Genomic DNA, 13,353 nt, shown 5'->3' with positions numbered 1-13,353 from the left:
CTTTCTTTTTGAGTAACCTATTAAAAACGCTACACTAAAAACGATAACGAATCAGGAAAGATAACATGGCACAGACACATTCCCACGCCGCCGGCGACGACAACGCTAAACGATTGCTGCTGGCCTTCGGCGTCACCGCAACCTTCATGATTATTGAGGTCATCGGCGGTCTGGTCTCCGGCTCTCTGGCGCTACTGGCTGACGCCGGGCATATGCTTACCGATGCAGCGGCGCTACTTTTCGCCCTTCTGGCCGTCCAGTTTGCCCGTCGTCCCCCCAATACGCGCCATACCTTCGGCTGGCTGAGGCTGACGACCCTTGCCGCCTTTGTTAACGCGATTGCCCTGGTGGTCATTACCATTCTTATCGTCTGGGAGGCCATTCAGCGGTTCAGACATCCTCAGCCGATTGCCGGGGCGACAATGATGGTGATTGCCGTGGCAGGGCTGGTGGCGAATATCCTGGCCTTCTGGATTTTGCACCGCGGCAGCGAGGAAAAGAACCTCAACGTGCGCGCGGCGGCTCTGCATGTGCTGGGGGATTTGCTCGGTTCAGTCGGGGCGATTGTCGCCGCGCTGGTGATCCTCTATACCGGCTGGACGCCTGTCGATCCGATTTTGTCCGTGCTGGTGTCGTGTCTGGTCTTGCGCAGCGCCTGGCGGCTGCTGAAGGAGAGCGTGAATGAACTGCTTGAAGGGGCTCCGGCATCCATGGACATCGACGAGCTGAAGCGCAACCTGCGCCGTACTGTTCCGGAAGTCCGCAATGTCCACCACGTGCACGTCTGGCTGGTGGGGGAGAAACCGGTCATGACGCTCCATGTCCAGGTGATCCCGCCTCACGACCACGATGCGCTGCTCGATCGCATCCAGCACTTCCTGGAACATCACTACGACATTAGCCATGCCACCGTTCAGATGGAGTATCAGCCCTGTAGCGGACCGGACTGCCACCTTAACGAGGCGCAGTCCGGTCATTCACATCATCATGACCACTAGCTGGAAAGCGCGCGAGAGCCTCGCTCACGCGCGCTGTTAATCCACATCCGGCTACCGTTCAGCGCGATGAAGGTCAGCAACAGATATTCCAGCGACATGGCATAGACGCCCTGCAGGGCGAAGATCGCCACGCTGATAACGTTGATGATGACCCACAGCAGCCAGTTCTCAACGTATTTACGGGTCATCAGAATCATCGCTGCAATCGACAGCACCATCATGCAGGAATCCCAGAACGGGAAAGCATCCGGCTGGAGTTCTGGCATCGTCACGTTCAGGCCGATGCCGGACATGACCGAAACGGCAATGCGGGTCAGGAACGCAAACACCGGATTGATGAAGACGGTCATTAAACCAATGGCGACCACGCAGGCGACAAACCAGGCGATGGCTTTCGGCAAGGGCAGCCAGCGAATCTGCAGCTCTGCCTCCTGCTGGCTGTTCTGACGCGACCACGCATACCAGCCGTAAATATTGGCGGCGAAGAAGAACAGCTGCAAAAGCAGGCTGGCGTACAGCTGGATCTGGAAGAAGATAATCGCAAACAGCGTGACGTTAATCAGCCCGAATGCATAATTACTGATCTTCTCAAGGCTTGCCAGCCAGATACACAATAGTCCCGCCAGCGTACCAACGGCCTCAATCCATGACAGGTCATAGCCACCTGCACCAATCGGTATATGAACCAGAATGTTCTGTGTGCTAAAAAAATCCATCTTTTCCCCGGGGCGTAGTGAATTAAGTACGTAGTGTAGCCGCAAAATCCAGCATGCGGTTAAGCGGAATTAACGCGCCTTCACGCAGGCCAGCATCCACGTGGATTTCATGCGCCGCACCACCGGTTTCTAACCCTTCGGCAATCGCTTTCAGGCCGTTCATCGCCATCCACGGGCAATGTGCACAGCTGCGGCACGTTGCCCCCTCGCCTGCCGTAGGCGCTTCGAGAAGCTCTTTCTCCGGCACGGCCTGCTGCATCTTGTAGAAGATACCGCGATCGGTCGCCACGATAAGCTGCTTGTGAGACAACGTTCTGGCCGCGTTAATAAGCTGGCTGGTTGAACCCACCGCATCCGCCATGTCGACAATCGACTGCGGAGATTCAGGGTGCACAAGAATGGCGGCGTCAGGATAAAGCGCCTTCATGCGCGCCAGCGCCTGCGTCTTGAACTCGTCATGAACGATACAGGCGCCCTGCCAGCAGAGTACGTCAGCCCCCGTCTGCTTCTGAACATAGTTGCCGAGATGACGATCAGGCGCCCAGATAATCTTCTCACCCAGGCTGTCCAGATGTTCAATCAGCTCAACGGCGATGCTTGACGTGACCACCCAGTCTGCCCGCGCTTTCACTGCTGCCGACGTGTTCGCGTAAACCACCACGGTCCGGTCAGGGTGGGCATCACAGAAGGCCGTGAATTCGTCAATCGGACAGCCGAGATCCAGGGAACACTCCGCGTTAAGCGTGGGCATCAGAATGGTTTTTTCCGGGCTCAGGATCTTTGCCGTTTCGCCCATAAAACGCACGCCGGCCACCAGCAGCGTGGAAGCGGGATGTCGTGCACCGAAGCGCGCCATCTCCAGTGAGTCAGAAATGCAGCCGCCGGTCTCTTCCGCCAGCTGCTGAATTTCCGGGTCGGTGTAGTAATGGGCCACCATCACCGCGTCGCGCTCTTTAAGAAGACGTTTAATCTTCTCGCGGTAATACTGCTTTTCGTCCTGGCTCAGTGGGACAGGCTTAGGCGGAAACGGATAGATTGCGGCTTCAGGATCAAACATCACACTCATTATGGCTTCTCGTTTTACGGGCTTAACAATATTGCCTTTCATTTGCCTGACATAGCAAAACGCGTGGCAATTGTGTTTTGTATACTAAACAAGATAGCGAATCTGGCGTGAAAAGTCACCGGGAATAGATGGGCGGAGCATTTGTTGTACCGCAGATAGCAAAAAGGCGCCTTTAGGGCGCCTTTCTACACTGGTGGGTCGTGCAGGATGACTCGCTTCGCTCGCCCTTCGGGCCGTCGCCGTAAACGGCTCCGGTGCCTCACTGCGTTCGGCTCGAACCTGCTGCAGGTTCGAATCATCCAGATCGCAGATAGCAAAAAAGCGCCTTTAGGGCGCTTTTTTACATTGGTGGGTCGTGCAGGATTCGAACCTGCGACCAATTGATTAAAAGTCAACTGCTCTACCAACTGAGCTAACGACCCCTTGCGGGATTTTTTTCTTCGAAGTGGTGGGTCGTGCAGGATTCGAACCTGCGACCAATTGATTAAAAGTCAACTGCTCTACCAACTGAGCTAACGACCCATTCGGGTGCTGACTTCGAAGATTTTTACTCGGTACCACTTTAAAGTGGTGGGTCGTGCAGGATTCGAACCTGCGACCAATTGATTAAAAGTCAACTGCTCTACCAACTGAGCTAACGACCCGAGTGGTGGGTGATGACGGGCTCGAACCGCCGACCCCCTCCGTGTAAAGGAGATGCTCTACCAACTGAGCTAATCACCCACTCTGTACTGCCGGAACTGCGTTAAGTGGTGGGTCGTGCAGGATTCGAACCTGCGACCAATTGATTAAAAGTCAACTGCTCTACCAACTGAGCTAACGACCCACTTTTATGCTGCTTTCACGTTGTTTGATATCCCGTGGCAACGGCGGCATATATTACTGATTTAAGAATTCTGCGCAACAAAAATTTCGATGAAGATCACTTAACTGCTTAGTAATCATGCTGCACGACCAGAAATAACGCGATTTCTGGTCATGCGATAATCATCCCATCGAATTCAGACGTTTTTGCGCCTGCTTAGCACCTTCGGTACCCGGGAATTTTGCGACCACCTGCTGATAAACCGCTTTGGCTTTCGCCGTGTCGCCTTTGTCCTGCATGATCACGCCAACCTTATACATCGCATCTGGCGCTTTCGGCGATTTTGGGTAATTTTTCACCACTGAGGCAAAATAAAACGCCGCATCGTCCTTTTTACCCTTGTTGTAATTCAACTGACCGAGCCAGTAATTGGCATTTGGCTGATAAGTGGAATCAGGGTATTTCTTAACAAAGCTCTGAAACGCAGCAATCGCGTCATCCTGACGAGATTGATCCTGCACCAGGGCAATGGCCGCATTGTAGTCCGTATTTGCGTCACCGCTCTGTACAGGCGCGCCTGTTGAGGCAGACGTATCAGCAGATGGCGCTGGCGTAGACGTCGCCGCACCGCTCTGATCGCCTGCGGCTGGCTGCGCTGCTGTACCACCGCTGCTCAGGCTATCTATCTGCAACAAGATTTGCTTCTGACGTTCCACAACCTGATTAAGCTGATACTGGCTTTCCTGAATCTGACCGCGGAGAGAGTCAATATCATTCTGGTTATCGGAAAGTTGTTGCTGGAGTTGGGTTAAAAGCTGGCTGTGAGCGTTAGAAATACGCTCGAGTTGAGTGACCCGGTCTTCTACCGAGCCTGAGCCGACACTACTGATTGGTGCCTGAGCAAAAGCGGCCCAGGGGGCCGCTATTCCAACCAGTAACGACAGACTCAACAGATGATGTCTGAAGTTACTGCTCATGCAATTCTCTTAGTAAACCAGTACGGCACGACGGTTTTTGGAGTAAGCCGCTTCGTCGTGACCCAGTACTGCAGGTTTTTCTTTACCGTAAGAAACGATGGAGATCTGGTCAGCAGAAACGCCTTTACCCTGCAGGTACATTTTAACAGCGTTAGCACGACGTTCACCCAGGGAGATGTTGTACTCTGGGGTACCACGTTCGTCCGCGTGACCTTCTACGGTGACTTTGTAAGATGGGTTGCTACGCAGGAAGTTAGCGTGCGCATCCAGCATCGCAGCGAAGTCAGAACGGATGTCGTATTTATCCAGATCGAAGTAAACGATGTTGTTCTGCTGCAGCTGCTGCATCTGAAGACGCGCCTGCTCTTCAGAAGACATGTTGCCATTGCCGTTCGCGTCCATACCGGTGCCGGCACCCATCATGCCTTCGCCGCTCTGGTCATTGCTGGCGTTCTTGTTTGAAGAACACGCTGCGATTGCCATTACAGGCAGAGCGATCATCAGCCCCTTCAGCACTTTGTTCAGTTGCATTTCTATGATTCCTTTAGTAATCAATTAATTATTATTTACAGATACGGCGACCAGGCAGGTGATTTTACCTGTCCATCAGTTGCCGGAATACGCGCTTTGAAACGCCCATCTGTAGAAACCAGATTCAGCACAGATCCCATCCCCTGAGAAGAGCTGTAGATTACCATAGTGCCGTTAGGTGCCAGACTTGGCGTTTCATCCAGGAACGTTGACGACAGAACTTGCACGCCACCCGCTACCAGATCTTGTTTGGCAATGTGCTGCTGCCCGCCGTTGGAGCTGACCATTACCATAAATTTACCGTCGCTGCTCACGTCTGAGTTCTGGTTCTGAGAACCTTCCCAGGTAATACGCTGCGGAGCGCCGCCGTTGATGTTCACTTTATAGATTTGTGGACGGCCGGCCTGGTCAGAGGTAAAAGCCAGGTTTTGACTGTCCGGGAACCATGAAGGTTCGGTGTTGTTGCTGCGACCGTCGGTCACCTGACGGATCTGGCCAGAGCCAATGTCCATCACGTACAGGTTCAGGCTACCGGTTTTTGACAGCGCAAAGGCCAGTTTAGAGCCGTCCGGAGAGAATGAAGGTGCACCGTTGTGACGTGGGAAAGACGCCACCTGACGAACCGCACCGTTTGCCAGCGTCTGGATAACCAGCGCAGAACGGCCGCTTTCGAAGGTGACATACGCCAGCTTAGAACCGTCCGGAGACCAGGCTGGAGACATCAGTGGCTGCGAGGAGCGTTTCACCAGGAACTGGTTGTAGCCATCGTAGTCAGATACGCGCAGTTCGTACGGGAATTGACCACCGTTGGTCTGCACCACGTACGCTATACGGGTACGGAACGCGCCTTTAATGCCGGTCAGTTTTTCAAATACCGCATCGCTGGCAGCGTGTGCCGCGTAGCGCAGGTACTGCTTAGTGACCTTGTAAGAGTTCTGGGCCAGAACGGTACCTGGTGCACCGCCGGTATCCACCAGCTGCCAGGCCACGTTGTAAGAACCGTCCGGATTAGGGGTAACCTGACCCACAACCACGGCATCAATACCCAGTGCAGACCATGCTGCAGGCTGAACTTCCTGCGCGCTACCCGGCTGCTGAGGCAGGCGAGAACGATCTAACGGGTTGAATTTACCGCTGTTACGCAGGTCAGCCGCCACGATGCCACCGGCATCTTCAGGTGCAGCGCCAGGACCGGCCCACTGGAACGGAACAACACCGATTGGGCGTGCCGAGTCCACCCCCTGGGTGATCTCGATACGTACTTCTGCGTGCAGTACTGCTGCCCACAGCATTAAAAAACTAAATGCTACACGTAATGCCTGCTTCATCATATCTCCCTTATCCGGGTAACCTTACCCACGATAATTTAGCAGAATGTTAACAAACTCAAATAGACAAAACTACCCGAACCCTGTGACTAAACCTGGTCTATTTTTCCCCGTTTGCACGGGGAAAATGTAACTTAAGGTTTGAAGTCCAGCGGCGCATTTTTGAAGACTTCGTAGACTGCCTGCGAAGGCGGTTTAGGCATCTTCGCCTGACGCGCTGCAGCCAGGGCCGCAGTACATAGAGCCGGGTCGCCACCTTCAGACTTAATATCCAGCAGCATGCCGTCCGGAGCCAGTTTTATACGCAACGTACACGTTTTACCGGTATAGGAAGACGCATCATAGAATCGGCTTTCAATAGCGGATTTAATCTGCGCGGCATAACCGTTGATTTCAGCCCCTGTCGCACCGTTACTCTTAGTGTTACCACTTCCGGTCGGCGCTGCGTTGTTTCCTTTCGCCCCACCGCCCGTTTTCGGCGCATTCTTACCGGAGCTCAAATCGCCGAGCAGATCGTCAACCCCTGCGGCAGCAGCGGCTTTTTCAGCGGCGGCAGCCTTTTTAGCAGCCGCTTTTTCAGCTGCTGCTTTCTTATCGGCAGCGGCCTTCTCAGCTGCAGCTTTTTTGTCAGCAGCGGCTTTTTCGGCGGCTGCCGCTTTTTCTGCCGCGGCTTTTTCTGCTGCTGCTTTCTCTGCAGCAGCCGCTTTCTTCGCGGCCTCGGCAGCAGCTTTCTTCTCTGCTTCCTGAGCGGCCTTCTTCGCGGCTTCCGCTTCTGCTTTCTTCTGCGCATCAGCTGCGGCTTTCTTCGCGGCTTCGGCTTCCGCTTTCTTCTGAGCATCAGCGGCCGCTTTCTTCGCGGCTTCGGCTTCCGCTTTCTTCTGGGCATCAGCAGCCGCTTTCTTCGCCGCTTCTGCCGCTAATTTCGCCTGGGTATCAGCCTGTGCTTTCGCGTCTGCTGCGGCTTTTGCTGCCGCCTCTTCCGCCTGCTTTTGCTGTTCCTGTGCTTTTTTCGCGGCCTCTTCGGCTTGTTTCTGCTGCTCTGCCTGCGCTTTCGCAGCTTCCTGCGCCTGCAAACGTTCTTTTTCAAGCTGCTTCAGACGTTCCTGCTCGGCAGCCTGCTTTTCACGCAGTTCTTCCGCTTGCTGTTGCGCCTGTTTTTCACGCTGCTCTTCAGCCCGTTTTGCACTCGCCTTCTGCTGCTGTTGGCGATTATAGTTCTGTACTACCGCACCGGGATCCACCATGACGGCGTCAATGGAAGATCCTCCACCGCCGCCAGCTGATGCATCAATATGCTCGTCGAACGAACTCCAGATCAGCGCTGCAAAGAGAATAACGTGCAGCACTGCGGAGACGATTATCGCTCGCTTAAGCTTGTCGTTCTGTTCGGTTGCCTTTGACACTATCGGTTCCCAAAAACTACGCGGATGATCAAATAGGTTGGGTCATTAAGCCAACTGACTTAACACCCGCACTATGTAGCAAGTTCAGCGCTTTAATAATTTCATCGTAGGGTACGTCTTTCGCGCCACCGATTAAGAAGACCGTTTTCGGATTTGACTCCAGGCGACGCTGCGCTTCGGCAATAACCTGCTCAGGTGGCAGCTGATCCATACGATCTTTTTCTACCACGACGCTGTATTGCCCTACGCCGGAAACCTCAATGATAACCGGAGGATCGTCATTGGTGCTCACCGCCTGTGATTCTGTCGCATCCGGCAGATCCACTTCCACGCTCTGGGTAATGATTGGCGCTGTTGCCATGAAGATCAGCAGCAGTACCAGCAGGACGTCCAGCAGTGGAACGATATTGATTTCGGACTTGAGCTCGCGACGACCTCGTCCACGCGATCTGGCCATGGTTTACCCCTTGTTGCTCTCGGTGCTGGTAAACGCCTGACGGTGCAGAATCGCAGTGAACTCTTCCATAAAGTTGTCGTAGTTCAGTTCCAGTTTGTTCACGCGCTGGTTCAGACGGTTGTAAGCCATAACCGCAGGAATTGCCGCAAACAGACCGATAGCGGTCGCAATCAGTGCTTCAGCGATACCCGGTGCAACCATCTGCAACGTGGCCTGCTTCACCGCGCCCAGCGCGATAAAGGCGTGCATGATCCCCCACACGGTACCAAACAGGCCGATATACGGGCTGATGGAACCGACAGTACCGAGGAACGGAATATGCGTTTCAAGGTTTTCCAGCTCGCGGTTCATCGAAATGCGCATCGCACGCGAGGCACCTTCCACCACCGCTTCCGGCGCATGATTGTTTGCACGATGCAGACGGGCGAACTCTTTGAAACCGCTATAGAAAATTTGCTCGGAGCCGGTCAGGTTTTCACGACGCCCCTGGCTCTCTTGGTACAGACGAGAAAGCTCAATGCCCGACCAGAACTTATCTTCAAACGCTTCAGCTTCACGGCCAGCGGCATTGAGGATACGCGTTCTCTGGATGATGATGGCCCAGGATGCGATTGAAAAACCAATCAAAATCAACATGATAAGTTTAACCAGAAGGCTTGCCTTCAGGAACAAATCAAGGATATTCATGTCAGTCACTGCTTAAACTCCGCGACAATAGACTTAGGAAGCGCACGAGGCTTCATTATGGTTGGATCAACACAAACAATCAGCACTTCAGCTGAGTTCAGTACGGTATTCTCTGCGTTGACTATCCGCTGCGTGAAAACCAGTGAGGTCCCGCGCATTGATGTAATTTCAGTTTGGACTTCGAGCATATCGTCGAGTCTGGCAGGCGCAAAATACTCAAGCGTCATCTTGCGTACCACGAAGGCAACTCGCTCAGCCAACAGCACCTGTTGACTAAAGTGATGATGGCGCAGCATCTCTGTGCGTGCCCGTTCATAAAAAGCAACGTAGCTGGCGTGGTAAACCACACCACCGGCATCGGTATCTTCGTAATAGACACGAACCGGCCATCGAAACAGCGTTGTATTCACTTTACATCCCAGTAATGCAACAAAAGTTAGAGCTTTTAAACTTCGCTACTATACGCGCGGGAAAGATGGTTTGGAATGGGGGAAAGTAAACGGAGAGTAAATTTTTATGGGCTCGGGTAAGCCCATAACGTTAACGGACATTTCTTATTCAGAAGAAGAAGAAAATCAAACCGGCGAGTAGCACCAGATCGGCGATTAGCGGGCAAAAAATTCCCTGCCAGTGAACGGCTTTCGGACGAAAGCCCACGCCGTGGATCACACCTGCGCACACCGCCCACATAATGAGGAAGCCGTGCCAGATTTCAAGCTCGCTGGTTTTCGCTGCAAAGCGCGAAGGGTCCCAGAAGATACAGCCTGCCAGCAGTAATGCCATCACTAAAGAAAGCGCCCGTAACGGGCGCTTGTCCATTACCGCGTAAAGTTTCGCGATAATATTCATCAGTGTTTTTCTTCACCCGCTTTGGTCGCTTCTACGTGCTCAAGCGCCAGGGCAGTGATGACACCAAATGCACAGGCAAGAAGCGTCCCTAAAATCCATGCGAAATACCACATATTCAGCTCCTTACTTAATACATAGAGTGGGTGTTGCTTTCGATATGTTCTTTCGTGATGCGGCCGAACATTTTCCAGTAACACCAAATGGTGTAGGCCAGAACAATCGGAACGAACACGCAAGCAACATACGTCATCAGGTTCAGCGTCATGTGGCTGGACGTAGCATCCCACATGGTCAGGCTAGCATTCAGCATGGTGCTGGATGGCATGACGAATGGGAACATCGCAATACCCGCCGTCAGGATGATGCATGCCAGAGTCAGTGAAGAGAACACGAACGCCAGCGCGCCTTTTTCCAGACGAGACGTCAACATGGTCAGCAGCGGCAGCAGCACGCCCAGCGCCGGGATCGCCCACAGCACAGGGGTAGTGTTGAAGTTCACCAGCCATGCTCCCGCCTGACGCGCCACTTCTTTGGTCAGCGGGTTAGACGGTGCGGTGTGGTTAATGGCAGACGTCACCACGTAGCCATCAATGCCGTACACCACCCACACACCGGCCAGCGCGAAGCAGACCAGCGTAACCAGCGCAGCAACCTGAGCCGTCGCGCGGGAGCGCAGATGCAGCTCGCCTACGGTACGCATCTGCAGGTAGGTTGCGCCCTGAGTGATGATCATTGCCACGCTGACGACACCGGCCAGCAGACCAAACGGATTCAGCAGCTGGAAGAAGTTACCGGTGTAGTAAAGACGCATGTATTCGTCCAGGTGGAACGGTACGCCCTGCAGCAGGTTACCGAACGCCACGCCGATCACCAGCGGTGGAACGAAGCTACCGATGAAGATGCCCCAGTCCCACATGTTGCGCCAGCGGGTATCTTCAATCTTCGAACGGTAGTCGAAACCGACCGGACGGAAGAATAAAGAGGCCAGCACCAGAATCATCGCCACATAGAAACCGGAGAACGCAGCCGCGTAGACCATCGGCCAGGCAGCGAACAGCGCGCCGCCTGCGGTGATCAGCCACACCTGGTTACCGTCCCAGTGCGGGGCGATGGAGTTGATCATGATTCGACGCTCGGTGTCATTACGACCGAGGAAACGGGTGAGCATCCCCACCCCCATGTCGAAACCATCCGTGACGGCGAAACCGATCAGCAGAACGCCAACCAGCAGCCACCAGATAAAACGCAATACTTCATAATCGATCATTTGATGACTCCTGTCTTAGCGTGCCGGCTGAGTAGTCGCAGTGGACTGCTCGTAGTGATAGCGACCGGTTTTCAGGCTGCTTGGGCCAAGGCGCGCGAACTTGAACATCAGGAACAGTTCAGCCACCAGGAACAGGGTGTACAGACCACAAATCAGCAGCATGGAGAAGATCAGGTCGCCTGCGGTCAGGGACGAGTTCGCTACCGCCGTTGGCAGCACCTCACCGATCGCCCATGGCTGACGGCCATATTCCGCCACAAACCAGCCGGACTCAATCGCGATCCACGGCAGTGGAATACCGTACAGCGCGGTGCGCAGCAGCCATTTTTTCTCGCCGATGCGGTTGCGAATCACGGACCAGAAGGACGCCGCAATGATCAGCAGCATAATGATGCCGCAGCCCACCATGATACGGAATGCGAAGTACAGTGGCGCAACGCGTGGAATTGAGTCTTTGGTTGCCATCTGGATCTGCGCTTCCGTCGCATCAGAAACGTTCGGGGTATAACGCTTCAGCAGCAGACCGTAACCCAGATCTTTCTTCACATCGTTAAACTGATCGCGAACGGCCTGGTCGGTAGAACCGGCACGCAGCTGTTCCAGCAGCGAGTAGGCTTTCATACCGTTACGGATACGCTCTTCGTGCTGCACCATCAGCTCTTTCAGACCCGTCACCTGCTTATCAACAGAACGGGTGGCGATGATACCCAGCGCGTAAGGGATTTGAATAGCGAAGCGGTTTTCCTGCGCGTCCTGATCGGGAATACCGAACAGCGTAAAGGCAGCAGGTGCCGGCTGGGTTTCCCATTCGGCTTCGATAGCGGCCAGTTTGGTTTTCTGCACGTCGCCCATTTCGTAACCGGATTCATCACCCAGAACAATAACAGAGAGAATCGCAGCCATACCGAAGCTTGCAGCGATAGCAAAGGAGCGTTTAGCAAACGCGAAGTCACGACCGCGGAGCATGTAGTAAGAACTGATACCCAGTACAAACATCGCGCCGCACACATAGCCAGAAGCGACGGTGTGAACGAATTTAACCTGAGCAACCGGGTTCAGGACCAGCTCGGCAAAGCTGACCATCTCCATACGCATGGTTTCGAAGTTGAAATCAGACGCGATAGGGTTCTGCATCCAGCCGTTCGCGACCAGGATCCACAGCGCGGACAGGTTCGAACCTAATGCCACCAGCCAGGTCACCGCCATATGCTGGACTTTACCCAGACGGTCCCAACCGAAGAAGAACAGACCTACAAAGGTGGATTCAAGGAAGAATGCCATCAGACCTTCAATGGCCAGCGGCGCACCGAAGATATCCCCTACATAGTGGGAATAGTAAGACCAGTTAGTCCCGAACTGGAACTCCATGGTCAGACCGGTTGCCACGCCCAGTGCGAAGTTGATACCAAACAACTTGCCCCAGAACTTGGTCATATCTTTATAAATCTGTTTGCCGGAGAGAACGTATACCGTTTCCATGATGGCCAGCAGGAACGCCATACCGAGCGTCAGTGGCACAAACAGGAAGTGGTACATCGCGGTCAAGGCAAACTGTAAGCGCGACAGTTCGACTATATCTAACATCATGACTCCTTGCTCATCGCATGAAGACTCCGAGAGTGAACCCCGTCAGAAAGAGATCCACACGCATGCCCCAATACAAATTATTCGCATCCTTGTCGTCGTTATTACCCTGAAGGAGGATAAAAACGATGACGTGAGGTTACAAATACGTTAATAAAAAACTCAAATTGATACCGCAAATATAATACGCTGCAAAACCCTTACAATAAACAGGTTTTTATTGAATCACATTTACGTTTTTCGACGGTGATCAATTTATAGCAAAATTACCACTTTTCGGCCATTTTGATCGGGAACAATTTAGCGCTTTTCAGCACCTTTTTCCAAGGATTAAACTTTGATTTAAATCAAAAACAAACCTTGATGTTAACTATGTTTAATCATGGTGAGAATGGTAAAAACCATGTTAATGATATGTGCATGTAAAGATGTGATTGGTTATCGAGGACGAAAAAAAATATAAACAGAAGTGATTTTAATTAACGCGAAACAAAAGCCTCATTTCGATGCGCGGCAAACAATAAAGCATAGTCGGGCCGGGTTATTTTTCCACGGCATTTATGCAACCCTTCGCAATTACATTTATTTTACTGGTAATGACTCCAACTTACTGATAGTGTTTTATGTTCAGATAATGCCCGATGACTTTGTCATGCAGCTCCACCGATTTTGAGAACGACAGTGA

At 53.1% G+C, this 13,353-nt stretch carries 15 protein-coding genes, 5 tRNA genes and 1 other RNA gene; 1 reads left to right on the top strand and 20 read right to left on the bottom strand.

Annotation, left to right across the window (positions count from 1 at the left end; genetic code table 11):
- The first annotated feature begins 65 nt into the window (after positions 1–65).
- Entirely contained in the window at positions 66–998 is a 933-nt protein-coding gene (zitB, locus tag ACOTXF_RS06165) for a CDF family zinc transporter ZitB (protein WP_045417493.1), read from the top strand.
- Here zitB and pnuC read toward each other — a convergent pair.
- The 20 genes from pnuC to ACOTXF_RS06065 all read right to left on the bottom strand — a co-directional run.
- The gene (gene pnuC / locus ACOTXF_RS06160) at positions 995–1,714 is read right to left on the bottom strand and encodes a nicotinamide riboside transporter PnuC (protein ID WP_023293003.1); all 720 of its coding nucleotides are present in this window, start codon (positions 1,712–1,714) and stop codon (positions 995–997) included. The genes zitB and pnuC overlap by 4 nt on opposite strands.
- A 22-nt stretch (positions 1,715–1,736) precedes the next feature.
- A complete protein-coding gene (nadA, locus tag ACOTXF_RS06155; RefSeq protein WP_045417495.1) occupies positions 1,737–2,780 on the bottom strand; it encodes a quinolinate synthase NadA in 1,044 nt (347 codons plus the stop codon).
- A 191-nt stretch (positions 2,781–2,971) separates the two neighbouring features.
- A non-coding RNA gene (locus tag ACOTXF_RS06150) (RtT sRNA) lies at positions 2,972–3,100 on the bottom strand.
- Positions 3,101–3,126: 26 nt separating this feature from the next.
- Positions 3,127–3,202 (bottom strand) — tRNA-Lys (locus ACOTXF_RS06145).
- 24 nt (positions 3,203–3,226) lie between these two features.
- Positions 3,227–3,302, bottom strand: a tRNA-Lys gene (locus ACOTXF_RS06140).
- Between the two features lie 46 nt (positions 3,303–3,348).
- A tRNA-Lys gene (locus tag ACOTXF_RS06135) sits at positions 3,349–3,424 on the bottom strand.
- A gap of 3 nt (positions 3,425–3,427) precedes the next feature.
- Positions 3,428–3,503, bottom strand: a tRNA-Val gene (locus ACOTXF_RS06130).
- A 27-nt stretch (positions 3,504–3,530) separates the two neighbouring features.
- Positions 3,531–3,606 (bottom strand) — tRNA-Lys (locus tag ACOTXF_RS06125).
- 161 nt (positions 3,607–3,767) lie between these two features.
- Entirely contained in the window at positions 3,768–4,562 is a 795-nt protein-coding gene (gene cpoB, locus ACOTXF_RS06120) for a cell division protein CpoB (RefSeq protein WP_047745282.1), read from the bottom strand.
- A gap of 9 nt (positions 4,563–4,571) precedes the next feature.
- A complete protein-coding gene (pal, locus tag ACOTXF_RS06115) occupies positions 4,572–5,093 on the bottom strand; it encodes a peptidoglycan-associated lipoprotein Pal (RefSeq protein ID WP_003858578.1) in 522 nt (173 codons plus the stop codon).
- Between the two features lie 35 nt (positions 5,094–5,128).
- Positions 5,129–6,421 (bottom strand): Tol-Pal system beta propeller repeat protein TolB, encoded by a 1,293-nt coding sequence (gene tolB, locus ACOTXF_RS06110; RefSeq protein WP_008501103.1) that lies wholly within the window; start codon positions 6,419–6,421, stop codon positions 5,129–5,131.
- Positions 6,422–6,555: 134 nt separating this feature from the next.
- Positions 6,556–7,824 carry a cell envelope integrity protein TolA gene (gene tolA, locus ACOTXF_RS06105; protein WP_047745280.1) on the bottom strand — a complete coding sequence of 423 codons (1,269 nt, stop codon included), beginning with the start codon at positions 7,822–7,824 and terminating at the stop codon, positions 6,556–6,558.
- A gap of 28 nt (positions 7,825–7,852) precedes the next feature.
- Complete coding sequence (tolR, locus tag ACOTXF_RS06100) at positions 7,853–8,281, bottom strand: colicin uptake protein TolR (RefSeq protein WP_003858589.1); 429 nt, start codon at positions 8,279–8,281, stop codon at positions 7,853–7,855.
- Positions 8,282–8,284: 3 nt separating this feature from the next.
- Complete coding sequence (tolQ, locus tag ACOTXF_RS06095) at positions 8,285–8,977, bottom strand: Tol-Pal system protein TolQ (protein ID WP_008501101.1); 693 nt, start codon at positions 8,975–8,977, stop codon at positions 8,285–8,287.
- Positions 8,974–9,378 carry a tol-pal system-associated acyl-CoA thioesterase gene (gene ybgC / locus ACOTXF_RS06090; protein WP_003858593.1) on the bottom strand — a complete coding sequence of 135 codons (405 nt, stop codon included), beginning with the start codon at positions 9,376–9,378 and terminating at the stop codon, positions 8,974–8,976. Before ybgC ends, tolQ begins: the two co-directional genes overlap by 4 nt.
- 148 nt (positions 9,379–9,526) lie before the next feature.
- On the bottom strand, positions 9,527–9,817 hold the full coding sequence (gene ybgE / locus ACOTXF_RS06085; protein WP_008501100.1) for a cyd operon protein YbgE: 291 nt from the start codon (positions 9,815–9,817) through the stop codon (positions 9,527–9,529).
- Positions 9,817–9,930 carry a cytochrome bd-I oxidase subunit CydX gene (gene cydX / locus ACOTXF_RS06080; protein ID WP_003858598.1) on the bottom strand — a complete coding sequence of 38 codons (114 nt, stop codon included), beginning with the start codon at positions 9,928–9,930 and terminating at the stop codon, positions 9,817–9,819. The genes ybgE and cydX overlap by 1 nt, the downstream gene beginning before the upstream one ends.
- A 14-nt stretch (positions 9,931–9,944) precedes the next feature.
- Complete coding sequence (gene cydB, locus ACOTXF_RS06075) at positions 9,945–11,084, bottom strand: cytochrome d ubiquinol oxidase subunit II (RefSeq protein WP_008501099.1); 1,140 nt, start codon at positions 11,082–11,084, stop codon at positions 9,945–9,947.
- Between the two features lie 15 nt (positions 11,085–11,099).
- Positions 11,100–12,668: a cytochrome ubiquinol oxidase subunit I gene (gene cydA, locus ACOTXF_RS06070; RefSeq protein ID WP_008501098.1), complete on the bottom strand. Its 1,569-nt coding sequence runs from the start codon at positions 12,666–12,668 to the stop codon at positions 11,100–11,102.
- Between the two features lie 607 nt (positions 12,669–13,275).
- A partial coding sequence (locus ACOTXF_RS06065; RefSeq protein WP_001401901.1) for an IS1 family transposase occupies positions 13,276–13,353 on the bottom strand: 78 nt, incomplete at its 5' end.

Origin of the sequence: Enterobacter cloacae complex sp. IR53041 (genome assembly GCF_049238285.1) — a bacterium.
Taxonomy (GTDB): Bacteria; Pseudomonadota; Gammaproteobacteria; order Enterobacterales; family Enterobacteriaceae; genus Enterobacter; species Enterobacter roggenkampii.
The sequence above is the reverse complement of the archived record's forward strand: the minus strand, read 5'-3'. Positions and strand labels throughout refer to the sequence as shown.

Excerpts from the sequence above, each read along its gene's own strand:
- ybgE (WP_008501100.1), bottom strand. The coding sequence starts at position 9,817 with ATGAATATTATCGCGAAACTTTACGCGGTAATGGACAAGCGCCCGTTA.
- cydB (WP_008501099.1), bottom strand. The coding sequence starts at position 11,084 with ATGATCGATTATGAAGTATTGCGTTTTATCTGGTGGCTGCTGGTTGGC.
- cydA (WP_008501098.1), bottom strand. The coding sequence starts at position 12,668 with ATGTTAGATATAGTCGAACTGTCGCGCTTACAGTTTGCCTTGACCGCG.
- cydX (WP_003858598.1), bottom strand. The coding sequence starts at position 9,930 with ATGTGGTATTTCGCATGGATTTTAGGGACGCTTCTTGCCTGTGCATTT.
- cpoB (WP_047745282.1), bottom strand. The coding sequence starts at position 4,562 with ATGAGCAGTAACTTCAGACATCATCTGTTGAGTCTGTCGTTACTGGTT.
- nadA (WP_045417495.1), bottom strand. The coding sequence starts at position 2,780 with ATGAGTGTGATGTTTGATCCTGAAGCCGCAATCTATCCGTTTCCGCCT.
- pal (WP_003858578.1), bottom strand. The coding sequence starts at position 5,093 with ATGCAACTGAACAAAGTGCTGAAGGGGCTGATGATCGCTCTGCCTGTA.
- tolB (WP_008501103.1), bottom strand. The coding sequence starts at position 6,421 with ATGAAGCAGGCATTACGTGTAGCATTTAGTTTTTTAATGCTGTGGGCA.
- tolR (WP_003858589.1), bottom strand. The coding sequence starts at position 8,281 with ATGGCCAGATCGCGTGGACGAGGTCGTCGCGAGCTCAAGTCCGAAATC.
- zitB (WP_045417493.1), top strand. The coding sequence starts at position 66 with ATGGCACAGACACATTCCCACGCCGCCGGCGACGACAACGCTAAACGA.
- pnuC (WP_023293003.1), bottom strand. The coding sequence starts at position 1,714 with ATGGATTTTTTTAGCACACAGAACATTCTGGTTCATATACCGATTGGT.